This is a genomic window from Streptomyces arenae (genome assembly GCF_022343545.1).
In the GTDB taxonomy this organism is placed as follows: Bacteria; Actinomycetota; Actinomycetes; order Streptomycetales; family Streptomycetaceae; genus Streptomyces; species Streptomyces humi.
In genome coordinates this window covers 158,150-176,536 of the sequence record NZ_JAKQYH010000047.1, presented here as the reverse complement: position 1 = coordinate 176,536, position 18,387 = coordinate 158,150, and the positions used below count along the sequence as shown (strand labels likewise).

Annotated in this window: 17 protein-coding genes; 11 read left to right on the top strand and 6 right to left on the bottom strand. The window is 72.3% G+C overall.

The genetic code is table 11. The features are described 5' to 3' along the window. From MB828_RS21255 to MB828_RS21245, 3 genes are all read right to left on the bottom strand, one after another. The coding region (locus MB828_RS21255; protein ID WP_301649568.1) for a glucosamine-6-phosphate deaminase at nt 1–641 on the bottom strand (641 nt) is incomplete at its 3' end. A gap of 1 nt (nt 642) precedes the next feature. Then, the gene (locus MB828_RS21250) at nt 643–2,013 is read right to left on the bottom strand and encodes a 6-phospho-beta-glucosidase (protein WP_133028146.1); all 1,371 of its coding nucleotides are present in this window, start codon (nt 2,011–2,013) and stop codon (nt 643–645) included. Further along, nucleotides 2,010–2,798 (bottom strand): DeoR/GlpR family DNA-binding transcription regulator, encoded by a 789-nt coding sequence (locus MB828_RS21245; RefSeq protein ID WP_165941694.1) that lies wholly within the window; start codon nt 2,796–2,798, stop codon nt 2,010–2,012. The genes MB828_RS21250 and MB828_RS21245 overlap by 4 nt, the downstream gene beginning before the upstream one ends. A 143-nt stretch (nt 2,799–2,941) precedes the next feature. Here MB828_RS21245 and MB828_RS21240 point away from each other — a divergent pair, with 143 nt between their 5' ends. The 4 genes from MB828_RS21240 (at nt 2,942) to MB828_RS21225 (ending at nt 7,218) form a co-directional block, all read left to right on the top strand. Further along, the gene (locus MB828_RS21240; RefSeq protein ID WP_301649567.1) at nt 2,942–3,889 is read left to right on the top strand and encodes a carbohydrate kinase family protein; all 948 of its coding nucleotides are present in this window, start codon (nt 2,942–2,944) and stop codon (nt 3,887–3,889) included. 160 nt (nt 3,890–4,049) lie between these two features. Further along, nucleotides 4,050–5,438: an extracellular solute-binding protein gene (locus MB828_RS21235; RefSeq protein WP_301649566.1), complete on the top strand. Its 1,389-nt coding sequence runs from the start codon at nt 4,050–4,052 to the stop codon at nt 5,436–5,438. A gap of 14 nt (nt 5,439–5,452) precedes the next feature. Continuing rightward, nucleotides 5,453–6,400: a carbohydrate ABC transporter permease gene (locus tag MB828_RS21230; RefSeq protein ID WP_301649565.1), complete on the top strand. Its 948-nt coding sequence runs from the start codon at nt 5,453–5,455 to the stop codon at nt 6,398–6,400. Beyond that, a complete protein-coding gene (locus MB828_RS21225) occupies nt 6,397–7,218 on the top strand; it encodes a carbohydrate ABC transporter permease (protein ID WP_133028142.1) in 822 nt (273 codons plus the stop codon). The genes MB828_RS21230 and MB828_RS21225 overlap by 4 nt, the downstream gene beginning before the upstream one ends. On the opposite strand, the gene MB828_RS21220 is transcribed toward MB828_RS21225, so the two are convergent. Beyond that, complete coding sequence (locus MB828_RS21220; RefSeq protein WP_301649564.1) at nt 7,208–8,017, bottom strand: thioesterase family protein; 810 nt, start codon at nt 8,015–8,017, stop codon at nt 7,208–7,210. The genes MB828_RS21225 and MB828_RS21220 overlap by 11 nt on opposite strands. Before the next feature lie 405 nt (nt 8,018–8,422). Between MB828_RS21220 and miaB the strand changes: the two genes are divergently transcribed. Then, nucleotides 8,423–9,949: a tRNA (N6-isopentenyl adenosine(37)-C2)-methylthiotransferase MiaB gene (gene miaB / locus MB828_RS21215; RefSeq protein ID WP_301649563.1), complete on the top strand. Its 1,527-nt coding sequence runs from the start codon at nt 8,423–8,425 to the stop codon at nt 9,947–9,949. A 94-nt stretch (nt 9,950–10,043) separates the two neighbouring features. Next, nucleotides 10,044–10,781, top strand: coding sequence for a class III extradiol dioxygenase subunit B-like domain-containing protein (locus tag MB828_RS21210; RefSeq protein WP_301649562.1), 738 nt, complete (start codon nt 10,044–10,046; stop codon nt 10,779–10,781). Nucleotides 10,782–10,910: 129 nt separating this feature from the next. Here MB828_RS21210 and MB828_RS21205 read toward each other — a convergent pair whose 3' ends face one another. Both MB828_RS21205 and MB828_RS21200 read right to left on the bottom strand, forming a co-directional pair. Beyond that, nucleotides 10,911–11,201, bottom strand: coding sequence for an antitoxin (locus tag MB828_RS21205; RefSeq protein WP_301649561.1), 291 nt, complete (start codon nt 11,199–11,201; stop codon nt 10,911–10,913). A 33-nt stretch (nt 11,202–11,234) separates the two neighbouring features. Beyond that, nucleotides 11,235–11,630, bottom strand: coding sequence for a hypothetical protein (locus tag MB828_RS21200; RefSeq protein WP_301649560.1), 396 nt, complete (start codon nt 11,628–11,630; stop codon nt 11,235–11,237). 179 nt (nt 11,631–11,809) lie between these two features. Between MB828_RS21200 and miaA the strand changes: the two genes are divergently transcribed. The 5 genes from miaA (at nt 11,810) to MB828_RS21175 (ending at nt 18,350) form a co-directional block, all read left to right on the top strand. Further along, on the top strand, nt 11,810–12,748 hold the full coding sequence (gene miaA / locus MB828_RS21195; protein ID WP_301649559.1) for a tRNA (adenosine(37)-N6)-dimethylallyltransferase MiaA: 939 nt from the start codon (nt 11,810–11,812) through the stop codon (nt 12,746–12,748). A 107-nt stretch (nt 12,749–12,855) separates the two neighbouring features. After that, complete coding sequence (locus MB828_RS21190; RefSeq protein WP_301649577.1) at nt 12,856–13,362, top strand: hypothetical protein; 507 nt, start codon at nt 12,856–12,858, stop codon at nt 13,360–13,362. Nucleotides 13,363–13,456: 94 nt separating this feature from the next. Next, nucleotides 13,457–14,320 carry a diaminopimelate epimerase gene (dapF, locus tag MB828_RS21185; protein WP_301649558.1) on the top strand — a complete coding sequence of 288 codons (864 nt, stop codon included), beginning with the start codon at nt 13,457–13,459 and terminating at the stop codon, nt 14,318–14,320. A 297-nt stretch (nt 14,321–14,617) separates the two neighbouring features. Beyond that, nucleotides 14,618–16,741, top strand: coding sequence for a RelA/SpoT family protein (locus MB828_RS21180; RefSeq protein ID WP_301649557.1), 2,124 nt, complete (start codon nt 14,618–14,620; stop codon nt 16,739–16,741). Nucleotides 16,742–16,862: 121 nt separating this feature from the next. Further along, nucleotides 16,863–18,350 (top strand): M1 family metallopeptidase, encoded by a 1,488-nt coding sequence (locus MB828_RS21175; RefSeq protein ID WP_301649556.1) that lies wholly within the window; start codon nt 16,863–16,865, stop codon nt 18,348–18,350. Nucleotides 18,351–18,387: the final 37 nt, after the last annotated feature.

The window sequence follows — 18,387 nt, the reverse complement described above, 5'->3', positions numbered from 1 at the left end:
GGTCCTTCCACGGTCGCGGCGACCGCGTCGGCCTTGCCCTCACCGGTCGCGAGGAGGACGAGGTGCCGGGCTTCCAGGATGGTCCCGATGCCCTGGGTGATGACGTGGTGGGGGACCTGTTCGACGTCTCCGTCGAAGAAGCGGGCGTTGTCGACGCGGGTCTGTTCGGTGAGGGTCTTGATGCGGGTGCGGGAGGCGAGTGAGGAGCAGGGTTCGTTGAAGCCGATGTGGCCGTCGGTGCCGATTCCGAGGAGCTGGAGGTCGACGCCGCCGGCCTGGGCGAGTGCCGTGTCGTAGGCGTCGCAGGCGGCCTGGACGTCGGTGGCGGTGCCGTCGGGGCCGAGGAAGGCGTCCATGGCGATCCCGAGGGGTTCGAGCACCTCGCGTCGCAGCACCGAGCGGTAGGACTCGGGGTGCTCGGCGGGCAGGCCCACGTACTCGTCGAGCTGGGCTATCCGGGCCCGGGAGGTGTCCACGGCACCGGCGCGGACCTTGGCGGCGAGGGCCTGGTAGACGGGCAGCGGGGTCGAGCCGGTGGCCACCCCGAGCAGCGCGTCCGGCCTGCGCCGCAGCAGCCGCGCCATGGCCTCGGCGATCAGCTCGCCACCCGCCGCGGCGTCCGGAACGATGACGACTTCCATGTCAGGCACGTCCGTTCGCGAACACGGCCGCCACCTCGGGGATGCGGTCGATGTAGCCGTCGAGGAGCTGCCGGCCGACGTTGACCGAGTCGACCAGGGGGTGCAGCGCGAACGCCTGGAGCGCGTCGGAGCGGGAGCCGGTCACGGCCGCGCTGACGGTCAGCCGCTCGACCGCCTTGACCTGCTGCATCAGCCCGGCCTGGTGCAGGTCGGGCTGGGTGATGGTGAGCGGGTGGACGCCGTTCGCGTCGACGGTGACCGGGACCTCCACGACCGCGTCCTCCGGGAGCGCGGACACGGTCGTGCCGTTGCGGACGTTGAGGATCATCGTGGCGCGCTCGTTGCGGCTGACCGCGGCCATCACCGCGAGCGCGACCCCGGCATAACCCTGGTGCGCGGGATCGGGCCGGAAGTCCGCGTCGGCCTCGGCCTCGCCCTGGACCGTCCCCTTGGCCTCGGCCATGTAGTTGGCGCTGCGGTTGGCGACGGTGTCCCGCCACAGCCGCACCGCGGAGCCGCCGGCGGCCTCGGTCACCCGCTCGTAGAACTCCCGCTGCTGGCGGGCGAGGAACTCGCCGCGGGTCTGCGGGGCGTCCAGGATGGAGCGGACGGCGTCCCGGTTGAAGTAGTAGTAGTACAGGTACTCGTTGGGGATCAGGCCGAGGTCGCGCAGCCACTCCCGGCCGAAGACGACCCCTTCTTCGAGGCCGCCGAGGCGTTCGTCGTCGGCGAGCAGGCGGGGCAGCACGTCCTCGCCGTCGTGCAGGACCCGGCGCATCCAGCCGAGGTGGTTGAGGCCGACGTAGTCGAACTGGGCCCGGGAGGGGTCGAGTCCGAGCGTCGTGGCGATCCGGCGGCCGAGGCCGGAGGGGGTGTCGCAGATGCCGAGGACACGGTCGCCGAGGACGCCCTGCATCGCCTCGGTGATCATCCCGGCGGGGTTGGTGAAGTTGATGACGTACGCGTTCGGCGCGAGCCTGCGCACGCGGTGCGCGATGTCGAGCATCACGGGGATGGTGCGCAGGCCGTAGGCGAGTCCGCCCGGTCCCGTGGTCTCCTGGCCGAGGACGTTCAGGTCCAGGGCGACCCGCTCGTCGCAGGTCCGGCCCGCGAGCCCGCCCACCCGGATCGCCGCGAACACGAAGTCGCTGCCTTCCAGGGCGTCGTCGAGCGAGGTGCTGACGGTCACCCGGGGCGCGTCGGGGCGGCCGTCGGCGAACCGGGCGAGCACCTCGGCCATCGCCTTGAGCCGGGCGGGATCGGTGTCGTAGAGCCAGACGTCGTCGATCCGGGGGCTGCCCTGGTCGTGCAGGAGGGCCTGGTAGACGTACGGCACGCGGAATCCGCCGCCGCCGAGGACGGTCAACTTCATGCGAGTATCACCTTTCCACCCGCCTCGCGGCAGAGCTGGAGCGTGTCGGGATCGGCACCGCCGGTCGTGATCAGGACGTCGATGTCCGACAGCGGGCACACGCGCAGCGATCCGCTGCCCGGGAACTTGGTCTCGGCGGCGACCAGGACGACCTGCCCGGCCGTCTCGATCATGGCCTGCTTCAGCGGCGCCTCGACCGCCATGTTGTCCACCACGTGACCGCTCGGCCGCACTCCCGTGCAGCTCAGGAAGAGCACGTCGGCGCTGACCTGGCGCAGTGCCTGTTCGGTCAGGGACCCCACCAGGGACTGGTAGTTGCGGCGCAGCACCCCGCCCAGCATCACCAGCCGCACCGCGTCGTCGTGCCGCAGTTCGTCGAGCACGGCGAGGCTGCTGGTGATGACCGTGACCGGGCGTCCACGCAGCCTGCGGGCGATGGCCTGGGGGGTGGTGCCGATGTCCAGGACGACCACGCTGTCGTCCTCGACGAGTTTCACGGCCTCCTCCGCGATGGCCTCCTTCATCGCCTGGTCGCGGGTGGCGACCACGTCGAAGGGGACCTCGGCCTCCTCCGGTTCCTGGGCGGAGCCGTCCAGGACGGCGCGCGGGGACATGGCGGCGCCCCCGTAGGTGCGCACCAGTTCGCCGTTGCGGTCGAGTTCGATCAGGTCCCTGCGGATCGTGGACTCGCTGACCTGGAGCCGCTCGGCTAGCTCGCGCACCGAGGCGACCCCGGTCGTGCGCAGGGATTCCACGATCTTCGCGTGGCGGTTGCGTGAAGTCACGCAATGAACATAGCACCGGATGAGTGACTTCAGTCATGACGCCCAGGGAAATCTGCTCGTAACTGACTGACTCTTGTCATCCAGTGACGGCGGTGCTCATAGTTGAGCACTTCATGTGGCGGCACCCGACGGAGGCGGTTTCCGTGCTCGATGTGCTCTTCGCCGGCGAAGTCTTCTGCGACCTCGTATTCGCCGGCATCCCGCACCTGCCCACCACGGGCGGCGAGGTGTACGCGGACCGGTTCGCCGTCGTCCCCGGCGGCACCGCCACCCGGGGTGTGGCCGCCGCCCGGCTGGGGCTGCGCACCGGACTGTGCGCCGTGCTCGGCACCGACTTCCTCGGCGACCACGTGGTGGCCGAACTCGCCCGTGAGGAGAACCTGGACCTCACCTGGCTCCGCCGCGACCCGGCCGTGCAGACCCCCGTCACGGTCGCCGCGACCAACGAGCACGACCGCACCTTCATCACCTACGAGGAGGCAGGGGCCCGGCGCCCCGACGTGTGGGAGGGCGACCTGCCGGACGTCCGCTTCGCCCAGCTCACCCTCGGCAAGCCGCTGCCCGGCTGGGTAGCCCGGCTGCGAGCCGCGGGCACCCGGGTGGTCGGCGGTGTCGGCTGGGACCCCACCGGCCGCTGGTCGCCCGAGGTGCTCGACCGGCTCGCCGAGGTCGACGTCTTCGTGTGCAACGCGGTGGAGGCCACCGGCTACACCCGCACCGGCACGGTCGAGGAGGCCGTGAAGGTCCTGGACGGCCTGGTCGCCGAGGTCGTGGTGACCGACGGCCCGCGCGGCGCCGTCGCCGTCGCCGGGGACACCGGTGAACTGGTCCGCGTCCCCGCTCCGCGCGTGACCGCCGTCGACCCCACCGGTGCCGGCGACGTCTTCACCGCCGCCCTCGTCACCGGCCTCGGCCACGGCTGGCCGCTGTCCACCCGGCTCCGGTTCGCCGGACTCTGCGCCGCCCTGTCGGTGCGCACCCTGGGCGGCGCGGCCGGCGCCCCGCACCGGGCGGCCGTCGCCGCCTTCCTGGCCCGGACCCCCGGCATCCCCGACGACGACGCCGAGCGGATCCGCACGATCCTGCGCTGACCCGCGCGGACGCGTGCGACGCACCCGCGTCGACACCCCACCACCCTCACCACCCCCGAAGCCGCCCCCCTCACCACTCCCGCACCGCCCCCGCAGCACCCCCGAACCGTCCCCGCAGCACCGGCACGACCACCAGTACCAGCACCAGGAGGACCACTCCATGACCGAGAGAACCCGAGGCCGTTCCGCCCGGCGTGCCGTCGCCGCGGCCACCCTCGTCACCGGGCTGCTCACGGCCGTCGCGGCCTGTGCACCCGGCCCCAGCGGCAACGCGTCGGCCGGCGGCGCGACCAGGACCGCGGGCCCGGTGTCCACGGACGTCGCCAAGGCCGGGAAGGTCACTCTCACCGAGTGGGACCAGAACACCGACCCGGGCACCGACGCCTCCACCGAGGCGCTGAACAAGGCGTTCATGGCGAAGTACCCGAACGTCACCGTCAAGCGGGTCTCCCGCTCCTTCTCCGACCTGAAGACGACCCTGAAGCTGGCCCTCTCCTCGGCCAACCCGCCCGACGTCGTCCAGGCCAACCAGGGCTACCCCGACATGGGCGCCTTCGTGAAGGCGGGCCTGCTCCAGCCCGTCGACAGCTACGCCAAGGTCTACGGCTGGGACACCGCGTTCCCCGCCCAGCTGCTCGACCTCAACCGCTTCTCCACCGACGGCAGGACCTGGAAGACCGGCAGCCTCTTCGGCGTCTCCCAGACCGGCGAGATCGTCGGCATCTACTACAACAAGGCCAAGCTCAAGTCCCTCGGCCTGGCCGCCCCCACCACCCTGGCCGGCTTCGAGACCGCCCTCGCCAAGGCCAAGTCGTCCGGCCTCCAGCCCCTCTCCTACGGCGACGCGGACAAGAGCCCCGGCATCCACATCTTCGGCGTCGTCCAGGCGGCCACCGCCGGCAAGGCCGAGGTCCGCAAGCTCGTCTTCGACGAGGGCGGCGCCAAGTGGACCGACCCGGGCAGCCTGAAGGCGGCCACCACCCTGCGCGGCTGGGCGGACAAGGGCTACCTCGGCTCCGGCTTCAACGGCGAGAGCAAGGACCAGGCGGTCGCGGACTTCGCCGCCGGCAAGTCGCTCTTCCTGGTCGACGGCACCTGGCAGGCCGCCGTACTCGAACCCAGGATGAAGACGAACGTCGGCTTCACCGCGCTCAGCCCGGCCGCCGGACAGCCCCCGCTCACCCAGGGCGGCGAGGGCCTCGCCTGGGCCATGACCGCCAAGTCCAAGCACCCGGACGTGGCCGCCGCCTACATCGACTTCCTCGTCGACAGCAACGGCATGAAGGTCCTCGCCGACCACGGCAACCTGCCCGCCCTGCCGGGGGCCGACTACCAGCCCGCCGCGGGCACCGTCGACGCCGACATCCTCGCCCAGTGGAAGGCGGTCAGCGAGAAGGACGGCCTGCTGCCCTACCTCGACTACACCACCCCGACCTTCTACGACACCCTCACCGCCGCCGTCCAGGAACTGACCGCGGGGCAGCTCACCCCGCAGGCGTTCGGCGCCCGGCTCCAGTCCGACTACGCCCGGTTCCAGCAGGGCAGCTAAGGCGCACCCCCCTCATGGCTGTCACCGCATCCCGCCCGACGGCACGCAAGCGCCCGGCCGACGCCCCCGGCGGGCGCCCGGCCCGGCGCCGCGGCCGGATCCAGTGGAAGGGCTACCTCTACGCCCTTCCCGCCCTGACCGTCCTCACGGTCTTCCTCCTCGTCCCGCTCGGCCAGCTGGTCCAGATCTCCCTCTTCCACTGGGACGGCGTCTCCGCCTCCACCTGGGCAGGGTTCGCCAACTACACCGAGATCGCCCGCGATCCGCAGCTGCGCGCCGGGTTCCTGCACTCCCTGGTCCTCATCCTCTTCTTCTCCGTCCTGCCGATCGGGCTCGCCCTGCTGCTGGCCGCGATCACCACCCGCGCCTCCCGGCTGCGCGGAGTCTCGGTCTTCCGTGCGCTGATCTTCCTGCCCCAGGTGATCGCCATGGTCGTCACCGCGACCGCCTGGACGGCGATCTACGCCCCCGACGGCGTCCTGAACACCGCCCTGCGCGCGATCGGCCTCGACGCGGTCGCCCGCCCCTGGCTCGGCGACTTCACCACCGCCCTGCCGTCCGTCGGACTCATCGGCACCTGGCTGGAGATCGGCCTGTGCCTGGTGCTGTTCATCGCCGGCATCGGCCAGATCCCCGGCGAGCTGTACGAGGCGGCCAAGCTCGACGGGGCGGGCGCCGTACGGGAGTTCCTCGCCGTCACGCTGCCCGGACTGCGCGGCCAGATCACCGTGGCCCTCACGCTCACCGTGATCGCCGCCCTGAAGACCTTCGACCTGGTGTACGTCGCCACCCACGGCGGCCCCGGCAACGCCACCAGCCTGCCCGCCTTCGAGGTCTACAACCGGGCCTTCGGTACCGGCCAGGTCGGTTCGGCGTGCGCCGTCGCCGTGGTGCTGACCGTGCTGATCCTGCTCATCACCTTCCTGATCACCAAGCTCCAGCCCGAGGAGGACGGGACATGATCTCCGCACGCGAACGCGCGCTCAACTACGCCGTCCTGACCGTCTTCGCCGCGCTGGCCCTGATACCGCTGATCGGCGTGGTGGCCTCGGCCCTCACCCCCGCCGCACAGGCCTCCCCGACCTTCACCTGGCCCCACCACCTCGACCTCGGCAACTTCGCCACCGCCTGGCGGCAGGGCCACTTCGCCGGCTACCTGGGCTCCAGCGTCCTGGTCGCGGTCTCCGTCGTGGTCCTGACGGCCGTCCTCGCCGTCCTGGCCGGCTTCTCCTTCGCCCTCTTCGACTACCCCGGCCGGTCACTGCTCTTCTACGTCACCCTGGTCGGCCTGATGGTGCCGCCCGAGGCGTTCGTCATCCCGCTCTACTTCAACCTGCGCGACGCCGGCCTCACCGACTCCTACTGGGCGCTGATCCTGCCGCAGACGGCGCAGTCCCTCGCCTTCGGCGTCTTCTGGATGCGGAACTTCTTCCGCTCGGTGCCGGTCAGCATCATCGAGGCGGCCCGGCTCGACGGCGCGACGGACTGGCGGCTCCTGTGGCGGATCCTCGTCCCCACCAGCCGTCCCGCCCTGCTGACCATGGCGATGCTGGTCTTCATGTGGACGTGGAACGAGTTCCTGCTCCCTCTCGTCATGATCACCGACGAGAACAAGCGCACCGCCCCGCTCGGCCTCGCCTTCTTCCAGAGCGAGCACACCACCCAGTACTCCCTGCTCGCCGCCGCCTCGATCATCGTCGCCCTGCCGGTCGTCGCGCTCTACGTCTTCCTGCAGCGCCACTTCATCTCGGGCATGCTCTCCGGGGCCGTCAAGGCGTGACGGGCAGCGGGCGGACAGTGAGGATCTGCTCGGCCCGGCCCACCGGGCCGTCCACGTCGTACAGGACCGTGCTGGTGAGGCCCTGACCGGTGGGGCCGAAGGTGACCGTGGTGTCCAGTCCGGTCCAGTCGCCGCGCGGCTGCCGGTGCAGGTGGACGGTCAGGTCGACGTTGGGGAACATCCACTGCCCGGGCGGCTGCCGGGCGGCGATGCCGTTGGCGGTGTCGACCAGCGCCATATAGGAGGCGAGCGGGCTCACCGGGACGCCCGCCACCAGGTCCAGCGGCGTGGAGATCCAGGCGGTGGTACGACCGGGGCGGGGCGGGGCGACCGGGCGGACGTCCAGGGAGGAGATGTAGCCGCCGGGCCAGACGTCGGACATCCGCCAGGAGTCCAGCGACTCGGGTGCGGCCGGCCGGTCGTCGGGGCCGCCCGCGACCCCGGTGGTGTCGAGGCCGGCCAGCAGCCAGGCGCGGGCCCGCACGACCGGCCGGCCCGCGATGCGTACGACCGCTTCGACCAGTTCGATGGTCCGGCCGGGGCGGACGGTCTCCACCCGGATCTCGCACTCGTCCAGGGCCAGGCGGCCGAGGATGTCGTAGCTGATCCGCGACAGGACCAGGCCGTCGTCAGGGCCGGCCGCCCGGTGCCGGTCGATGGCGTGGACGACGAGTCCGCCCAGCGGGCTGAAGTGCTGCTCGTCCGGGTCCCAGGCGCCGCCCGCGTGCGCCGTCGGCTTGTAGCGGTGGTCGTCGATCGGTTCGAAGTAACCGCCCCGGGGCGCGGTCGAGAGGGACAACGGTCGTTCTCCTTGCGTGGCACGGGCTTCGGGCGGCGGCCGGAGCAGCCGCCACGTCGGCTGCTCCAGACGCTACCTGCGGCAGAGGCTCCCCACGCATGAGAAGGTGCACAGCGCAACCAATCACGTGCCCCCGTGGCGGGCCGGAGCGTCGCGCCCGGGTGGCCGTCCGGGCCGAACCCGACGCCCCGGCCGCGGGTCTGGGCGAGGCGATGCCGACGGCGGCACCGTCGCCGGCCCCTTCGGCGGTCGCCGACCACGAGCTCGGCCCGGTGTGCACCGACGGCACCCTGTTCAAGCCGGTCGACGCCACCGGCCGACCCGCCCCCGACGGCCCTGGGCGGTCCCGGGCGGTCCCGGGCGGTCCCGGACGGGCGCCCGTCCGGGACCGCCTACCCTGGACGCATGACCAGCAGCAGCGACCGGAGCCCGGTAGTGGACGTTCAGGCACCCAAGACCTACGAAGTGCGCACTTACGGGTGCCAGATGAACGTCCACGACTCCGAGCGATTGTCCGGCCTGCTGGAGGAGGCCGGGTACGTGCGGGCACCCGAGGACGCCGACGGCGACGCCGACGTGGTCGTCTTCAACACCTGCGCCGTCCGCGAGAACGCCGACAACCGGCTGTACGGCAACCTCGGCCGGCTCGCGCCCAGGAAGGCGGACCGGCCCGGGATGCAGATCGCGGTGGGCGGCTGCCTCGCGCAGAAGGACCGCGACACCATCGTGAAGAGGGCCCCCTGGGTCGACGTGGTCTTCGGCACGCACAACATCGGCCAGCTGCCGGTGCTGCTGGAGCGCGCTCGCATCCAGGAGGAGGCGCAGGTCGAGATCGCCGAGTCGCTGGAGGCCTTCCCCTCCACCCTGCCGACCCGGCGCGAGAGCGCCTACGCCGCCTGGGTCTCGATCTCCGTCGGCTGCAACAACACCTGCACCTTCTGCATCGTCCCGGCCCTGCGCGGCAAGGAGAAGGACCGCCGTACCGGCGACATCCTCGCCGAGATCGAGGCCCTGGTGGCGGAGGGCGTCAGCGAGATCACGCTGCTCGGGCAGAACGTCAACGCGTACGGCTCCGACATCGGCGACCGCGAGGCGTTCAGCAAGCTGCTGCGGGCGTGCGGCACCATCGAGGGCCTGGAGCGGGTGCGGTTCACGTCCCCGCACCCGCGCGACTTCACCGACGACGTCATCGCCGCCATGGCCGAGACGCCGAACGTCATGCCCCAGCTCCACATGCCGCTCCAGTCCGGCTCGGACACCGTGCTCAAGGCCATGCGCCGCTCCTACCGGCAGGAGCGCTACCTCGGGATCATCGAGAAGGTGCGGGCCGCGATCCCGCACGCCGCGATCACCACCGACATCATCGTGGGCTTCCCCGGCGAGACCGAGGAGGACTTCGAGCAGACCCTGCACGTGGTCCGCGAGGCCCGCTTCACCCAGGCCTTCACGTTCCAGTACTCCAAGCGCCCCGGGACCCCGGCCGCCACCATGGAGGGCCAGATCCCCAAGGAGGTCGTCCAGGCGCGCTACGAGCGTCTCGTCGCCCTCCAGGAGGAGATCTCCTGGGACGAGAACAAGAAGCAGGTCGGCCGCACCCTGGAGCTGATGGTCGCCGAGGGCGAGGGCCGCAAGGACGGCGCCACCCACCGGCTCTCCGGCCGCGCACCCGACAACCGCCTGGTCCACTTCACCAAGCCGGACCAGGACGTCCGCCCCGGCGACGTCGTCACGGTCGAGATCACCTACGCCGCCCCGCACCACCTGCTCGCCGAGGGCCCGACACTCGCCGTGCGCCGCACCCGCGCGGGCGACGCCTGGGAGAAGCGGAACGCGGCGGAGACGGCCCCGCCGGCCGGTGTCATGCTGGGCCTCCCGAAGATCGGCGTACCGGAGCCGCTGCCGGTGGCCACGGGAGGCTGCGCGGCGCACTGAACGCCCGCCACGCTCAGGGCACGGCCTGTCCTGAACGACACGGTCCGGGCACGGCCGGCGTTGAACCGTGGTGCCCGGACGTAGGCTGCCGTTCATGCTTGTCGCAGCCGCCGTCTGCCCCTGTCCGCCGCTCCTCGTCCCCGAGGTCGCGGCGGGCGCCGCACCCGAGCTGGACACGGCCCGTGCCGCCTGCGCCGACGCGCTCGGCGTGCTCGCCGCGGCCCGCCCCGACCTGCTGCTCGTCGTCGGCCCCGCCGAGCGGCCCGGCCGCGGCGTGTTCCCCCAGGGCAGCAGGGGCACCTTCCGCGGCTACGGCGTCGGGATCGACGTACACCTGGGAGCGGGGCCGCCGGCGGGCGGACGGACCGGCGACGGCGCGGCCGGGGAGCGGGAGCTGCCCGGGTCGCTCGCCGTCGGTGCCTGGCTGCTGGAGCGCGCCGGATGGGCCGGCGCGCCGGTCGAGGCGCTCGGCGTCGGCGAGCCCCTGGAGGCCGACCGGTGCGTGGCGACCGGCCGGGAGCTGGCCGGCCGGGCCGCCCGGGTGGCGATGCTGGTCATGGGTGACGCCAGCGCCTGCCGCACCCTCAAGGCGCCCGGCTACCTCGACGAGCGGGCCGCCCCCTTCGACGCCGAGGCGGCCCGGGCCCTCGGCACCGCGGACCTCGCGGCGATCAAGGACCTCGACACCGGCCTGGCGTTCCGCCTCAAGGCCTCCGGCCGCGCGCCCTGGCAGGTCCTCGCCGGTGCGGCCGAGGGCGCCGGTCTCGCTGGCGCGCTGCTCTACGACGACGCGCCGTACGGCGTCGGCTACCTCGTCGCGACCTGGTCCTGAGACGCCCCCGCGGAACGGCGGACGGCCGGAGCCCGCGGAACGACGGGCAGGCCGGGAGCCCGTGGAACGGCGGACGGCCGGGAGCCCGGTGGCTCTCGGCCGTCCGCCGATCAACGGGACCCGCCCGGCTCAGGAAGCCGGCGGCGGACCCTCCGGCCGCGTCGGGGTGGTGGCGTCCACCGGCGCCGTGCCGCCCATGGCGTCCGGGTGCACGAACCGGTCCATCGCGTGCTTGGCCCTGCCCGTGCCCGTCTGGATCTTGTCGCTGTACTTGCCCTTGGTCTTCTCGTCGACGACCCGCGCGGCCTTGTCCATGCCGTGCTGGAGCTTGTCGATCTTGTCCTCGTGCTGCTGCGCGAGGTGCGAGGCCTTGTCCTTGGCCGGGGCGAGCTTGGCCTTCAAATTCTCCAAAAGACCCATGGTTACCTTCCCTGTGGCTTCCCGCGCGGGCCGCTATGTGCGGGCGTTCTCGCCGGCTTCGTTGTCGGCGGCTTCCCGCGCCGACTGCTGCTTGGGGATCTCGGTGCTCTCGTCGGCCGTGACCGCGTCGGCGGGCTCCGGCTCCGGCTCCGTCCGCGCGTCCACACCGCCGTGGCCGCCGTCGGCGAGACTGCCGTCGGCGTCACTGCCGTCGCTGTGACCGCCGGCGTCGCCCTCCGTCGAGCCGGAGCCCTTCGCCGCCGTCGCCTCGGCCGTCTCCCGCGCCGCGCTCTCCGTCGCGTTCTCCGCCGTGTTTTCTGCCGTGTTCTCCACTTCGGGCCCGGCCGGCTCGACACCGGCCGTGACCTCGGCGCCGGGCTCCTCCGTCGCCTTCGACTTCTTCCCGAGGAGCCGTGCAAAAACGCCCATATCCACTCCATACGTTACTCGTGCGAGCGAAATCCCGCGTGACCCGGTGCGCCCGTCGGCGCCACCCCGGTCGCCGCCTCTCGTGGGCGGCAGGAACCTCGCAACGGCAACGAAGCCCGGACATGTACCGTCACGTAACTCGTTCGAGAGCCGCTTCCGAGGTTTGCGAGACTGGTGCCGTGAGCAGCGCACCCTCCGCCCCCCGTGTCATCGCCGTCGTCGGCCCCACCGCGGCCGGAAAGTCGGACCTCGGCGTCTTCCTGGCCCAACGGCTCGGCGGGGAGGTCGTCAACGCCGACTCCATGCAGCTGTACCGGGGGATGGACATCGGCACCGCCAAGCTGACGCCCGAGGAGCGTGCCGGGGTACCGCACCACCTCCTCGACATCTGGGACGTGAGCGTCACGGCCTCCGTCGCCGAGTACCAGCGGCTCGCCCGCGCCCGCATCGACGCCCTGCTCGCCGAGGGCCGCTGGCCGATCCTGGTCGGCGGCAGCGGGCTCTACGTCCGCGGCGCCGTCGACAACCTGGAGTTCCCCGGTACCGACCCCGAGGTCAGGGCCCGCCTGGAGGAGGAACTCGCGCTGCGCGGCTCCGGCGCCCTGCACGCCCGGCTGGCCGCCGCCGACCCCGAGGCCGGGCGGGCCATCCTGCCCAGCAACGGCCGCCGGATCGTCCGCGCGCTGGAGGTGATCGAGATCACCGGCCGCCCCTTCACCGCCAACCTCCCCGGCCACGACTCGGTGTACGACACCGTCCAGATCGGCGTCGACGTGGCCCGCCCCGAACTCGACGAGCGCATCGCGCTGCGCGTCGACCGGATGTGGGAGGCGGGCCTCGTGGACGAGGTGCGCGCACTGGAGGCGCACGGGCTGCGCGAGGGCCGCACGGCGTCGCGCGCCCTCGGCTACCAGCAGGTCCTCACGGCGCTCGCCGGCGAGTGCACGGAAGCGGAGGCGCGGGCCGAGACCGTCCGTGCCACCAAGCGCTTCGCGCGCCGCCAGGATTCATGGTTCAGGCGCGACCCGCGGGTGCACTGGTTGAGTGGGGCCGCGGCGGACCGCCAGGAACTTCCGCGGCTGGCCCTGGCGTTGGTCGAACGACCGGTCACAGCCTGATCACGTCATGGCATCGGGATGCGCCACCGGTCATCCCGGCCTCCGGCGCCGTGCCATCATCGAGCTTCGATCGCAAGTGGAGTCCTAGGTTGGGAGGGCGCGTGGCGATGGAGGCCGGCCCTCGCGACACCGCACAAGACGCCGAGCACGTCGCGGTAGGGCCCAGTGCGGCCGAGGAGCCTGAGGACAGGCTGAGCTCGGACGGTCCGGACGACACGGTGGGCGGCGGCGTGACCGCCGACGGCCCCGAACCGGAGGAGATGTTCGCGAGCGGCCCCGAGGTCGAGGTCGAACTCCGCCCGCAGCGCCGCCTGCGTCTGTGGCAGCTGGCCCCCATCGTGGGCCTGGCCGCGGTCGGCTCCCTGATGTTCGCGTTCCCGCTGGCCTTCGACTTCGGCGACAGCGGCGCGGTGATCGCCATGCTGGGCCTGCTGATCTGCTTCTGCGCGGCAGGCTGGGGCATGACGGCCGCCCGCCGGGTGGGCTACACCTGGCCGGGCGTCCCGGCGAGGGGCTCGGGCCGGAGACCCGACTGGCGCGTGGTGATCGGCTACGTACTCCTGGTGGCGATCGTGGTGGTCCTGGCCGTCTGGCGCGTGGCGCGACTGCGCTGAGGCAGAGAGCCCCGAAGGGGCGCGGGAACTGCGCGACCAGCTCCCACCGGGCCCGCAGCCCATGCACCACGCGACGCTCCTCTACCCTCGAAGAATGAGCATCCCCTTCCTCAAGGGCCACGGCACCGAGAACGACTTCGTGATCGTCCCGGACCCGGACAACGCCCTCGACCTCACCCCGGCCGCCGTGGCCGCCCTCTGCGACCGCAGGGCCGGCCTCGGCGCCGACGGCGTGCTGCACGTCGTACGGTCCGCCGCGCACCCGGAGGCCAAGGGGATGGCCGCCGAAGCGGAGTGGTTCATGGACTACCGCAACGGCGACGGCTCGATCGCCGAGATGTGCGGCAACGGCGTGCGCGTCTTCGCCCGCTACCTCCAGCAGGCCGGTCACGTCACCGAGGGCGACCTCGCCGTCGCCACCCGGGGTGGCGTCAAGTCCGTCCACATCGACAAGGCCGGCGACATCACCGTCGGCATGGGCCGCGCCCGGCTCCCCGAGGGGGACGTCACAGTGAGCGTCGGTGACCGCGCCTGGCCCGCGCGGAACGTGAACATGGGCAACCCGCACGCCGTCGCCTTCGTCGAGGACCTCGCGGAGGCCGGCGACCTCTACACCCCGCCGCCCTTCAGCCCGCCGTCGGCCTACCCCGAAGGTGTCAACGTCGAGTTCGTCGTGGACCGTGGCCCCGGTCACGTCGCGATGCGCGTGCACGAGCGCGGCTCCGGTGAGACCCGCTCCTGCGGCACCGGCGCCTGCGCGGTCGCCGTGGCCGCGGCCCGCCGCGACGGAGCCGACCCGGCGGTCACCGGGATTCCGGCGACGTACACCGTGGATCTGCCCGGCGGACGGCTCGTCATCACGGAACGGCCCGACGGTGAGATCGAGATGACCGGCCCCGCCGTGATCGTGGCCGCGGGCGAGATCGACGCCGAATGGCTGGAAAACGCCGTCCGTTGAGCTGACCGCACGTAGTGAACCGTGGTCCGGGGCGTCGTACCGCACCCGGATCCACGGCCCCGCTCGGCCTCGGTGGCGAGAAACACCGGCCACCCGCCGAACAGGTGGCGCAAAATCGTAAACCTCCAAATCGTCGCTCGATGGGGTGATCCGTTTCACGCTCGGCGGGAGGCGGTCAATCGGGCGCGACGGGCTCGATAGCATCAAGCACCGGCACGGACGGGGGGACGTCGCCAATCCCTGAGCCACGTATGCCCTGGGGCCCCGTCCGCCGGTCCACGAGCCGGAGGTGTGCCCATGAGTGCGGAGGCCACGAACCCTGCGACGCCCGGTCCTGTAGTGCCCACAGTGGCCCGCAGGAAGGCCCGCCCCCGGATCGACCTGCGTCGACTCGGACTGGCCGCGCTGCTCGGCAACGCCGCCCGCGGCAGACTGCCGGACGCCATCGGCCACGTCGCCGAGGCGCACCGCGCCCATTACCCCGACGCCGACCTCGAACCGCTGCGCCGCGCCTACGTGCTGGCCGAGTCGTCGCACCGCGGCCAGATGCGCAAGAGCGGCGAGCCGTACATCACGCACCCGCTCGCGGTGACGCTGATCCTCGCCGAACTCGGCGCCGAGACCACGACCCTGACCGCCTCTCTGCTCCACGACACCGTCGAGGACACCGAGGTGACGCTCGACCAGGTGGGGGAGGAGTTCGGCGCGGAGGTCCGCTACCTGGTCGACGGGGTGACCAAGCTCGAGAAGGTCGACTACGGGGCCGCCGCCGAACCCGAGACGTTCCGGAAGATGCTCGTCGCCACCGGCAGCGACGTCCGGGTGATGTCGATCAAGCTCGCCGACCGGCTGCACAACATGCGCACCCTCGGCGTGATGCGCCCCGAGAAACAGGCCCGCATCGCCAAGGTGACCCGGGACGTCCTCATCCCGCTCGCCGAACGGCTCGGCGTGCAGGCGCTCAAGACCGAGCTGGAGGACCTGGTCTTCGCGATCCTGCACCCCGAGGAGTACGCCCACACCCGCGAGCTGATCGCGGAGAACACCGCCCGCGCGGACGACCCCCTCGCCGACATCGCCGACGAGGTGCGCGCGGTGCTGCGCGAGGCCGACATCCCGGCCGAGGTCCTCATCCGCCCCCGGCACTTCGTCTCCGTCCACCGTGTCAGCCGCAAGCGCGGCGAACTGCGCGGCTGCGACTTCGGCCGGCTGCTGGTGCTGGTCAACGAGGACGCGGACTGTTACGCCGTCCTCGGTGAACTGCACACCTGTCTGACCCCGGTGGTCTCGGAGTTCAAGGACTTCATCGCGGTACCGAAGTTCAACCTGTACCAGTCGCTCCACACGGCGGTCGCCCGCCCCGACGGGCAGGTCGCCGAGGTCCTCATCCGCACCCACCAGATGCACAAGGTCGCCGAGGCGGGGGTCGTCGCCCTCGGCAACCCCTACGCGCAGGCCGCCGACGCGCCCGCCGCGGACACCGCCGACGACGCCGCCGACGGCGAACGCGCCGACCCCACCCGCCCCGGTTGGCTCTCCCGTCTCCTCGACTGGCAGAAGGCCGCGCCCGACACCGACACCTTCTGGTCCACCCTGCGCGAGGACCTCGCCCAGGACCGCGAGATCACCGTCTTCCGCCCCGACGGCGGCACCCTCGGCCTCCCCGAGGGCGCCACCTGCGTCGACGCCGCCTACGCCCAGTACGGCGAGGACGCCCACGCCTGCATCGGCGCCCGCGTCAACGGCCGCCTCGCGACCCTCAGCACGGTCCTGAAGGACGGCGACACCGTCCAGCTCCTGATGGGCCAGGACCCCGCCTCCGAGCCCTCCCGGGAGTGGCTGGAGCACGCCCACACGCCCGCCGCGCGCATCGCCATCCAGCGCTGGCTCGCCACCCACCCGACGACCGCCGCGGAGGAGCTGCCGGCCCCCGTGCCGAGCCGTCCCGTGCCCGAGCCCCAGGCACCCGCCCCGCGTACCGCCAGCGCCGTGGTCGTCGACCGCCCGGAGGCGGCCGTACGGCTGGCGGGCTGCTGCACCCCCGTACCGCCCGACGAGGTCACCGGTTTCGCGGTACGCGGGGGAGTGGTCACCGTGCACCGGATGGAGTGCGCCGCGGTGGCCCACATGAAGGGCACCGGCCGCCCGGAGGTGGCCGTGAGCTGGGGCGACAGCTCGGGCTGCCGGGTCACCCTGGTCGCCGAATCGTTCGGCCGCCCCCATCTGCTCGCCGACCTCACCGAGGCGATGGCCCAGGAGGGCGCCGAGATCGTCTCGGCGACCGTGGAACCGCCCACCCAGCAGCGCGTCCGCCACACCTACACGGTGGAGCTCCCCGACGCGGCCCACCTGCCGACCCTGATGCGCGCGATGCGCAACGTGCCCGGCGTGTACGACGTGGGCCGGGCGCGACACCAGTGATGCCGTCCTCACCAGGCACGTCACCGGAGTGAGCCGAACGAAATACCGGTGACCTACCCGTTCGGGTGGTTTGGTCGCGAGTCGTCACCGTACGTCGCGAACGCGCTGGTAGCGGTGGTCCATGCCGCTCACCCTCCGCACCCGCCCGCTCAGGCACCGGCGGGCCGCCGCCCTCCTCGCCTCCGCCGTCTCCGTCGCCCTCCTCGGCGCGAGCGCACCGCCGGCCCAGCTGGGCCTCGGCGACCGGCTCTTCCCGTACCTCGGCAACCCGGGGTACGACGTGGCGTCGTACGACCTCTCCTTCACCTACTCCGGCAGCAACAGCAAGCCGCTGCAAGCCGTCACGACCATCGACGCGGTCACCACGGCTGACCTGGACCGGCTCAACCTCGACTTCGCGCACGGCAAGGTCGAGTCCGTGGCGGTCGACGGCCGGCCCGCCGCGTACGCCAGTGCCGGCGAGGACCTGGTCGTCACACCGGACCGGCCGCTGCGGCGGGGCGGCTGGACGCGCATCACGGTCCGGCACACCAGCGACCCGGTGCCCGCCAAGGACCAGGACGGCGGCTGGGTGCGCACCACCGACGGGCTCGCCATGGCCAACCAGGCGGACGCCGCCCACCTGGTCTTCCCGTGCAACGACCACCCGTCCGACAAGGCGATGTTCACCTTCCACGTGACCGCCCCCGACGCCTACACGGTCGTCGCCAACGGCCTGCCCACCGAATCGGTCCGCACCGGCGGCCGGACCACCTGGACCTATCGCACCCAGCACCCCATGGCCACCGAACTGGCCCAGGTCTCCATCGGCCGCTCCGCCGTAGTGCACCGCAAGGGGCCGCACGGGCTGCCGGTCCGTGACGTCGTCCCCAGCGCCGACGCCAAGAAGCTCGAACCCTGGCTGGCCAAGACCCCGGACCAGATCGCCTGGCTCGAGGGCAAGGTCGGACCGTACCCGTTCGAGACGTACGGCGTGCTCATGGCACAGGCGGCCACCGGGTTCGAGCTGGAGACCCAGACCCTCTCCCTCTTCGAGAAGAACCTGTTCGCCGAACCCGCTTACCCCAAGTGGTACATCGAGTCGATCATGGTGCACGAGCTGTCCCACCAGTGGTTCGGCGACAGCGTCAGCCCGCGCGTGTGGTCGGACGTCTGGCTCAACGAGGGCCACGCCACCTGGTACGAGGAGCTGTACGCGGAGGAGAAGGGCCACCACCCCATGATCGACCGCATGAAGGCGGCCTACGGCCAGTCCGACGCCTGGCGCGCCGCCGGCGGCCCGCCCGCGCGGCCCAAGGCCCCCGCACCGGGCCAGAAGATCAGCATCTTCCGGCCGAACATCTACGACGGCGCGGCCCTCGCCCTCTACGCCCTGCGCCAGGAGATCGGCAGGCCGGCCTTCGAGCGTCTGGAGCGGATCTGGGTACAGCGCCACAAGGACGGCGACGCCACCACGGCCGACTTCGTCCAGCTGGCCTCCGCGATCGCCGGACGTGACCTCACCGGCTTCTTCGACGCCTGGCTGTACGGCGAGAAGACCCCGCCGATGCCCGGTCACCCGGACTGGAAGCAGGTCCCGGCCAAGCAGCCGCGCAAGGCCCACAAGTGACGACGGGGCCGGCCCCGGAAAAACGGCGGGGCCGGCC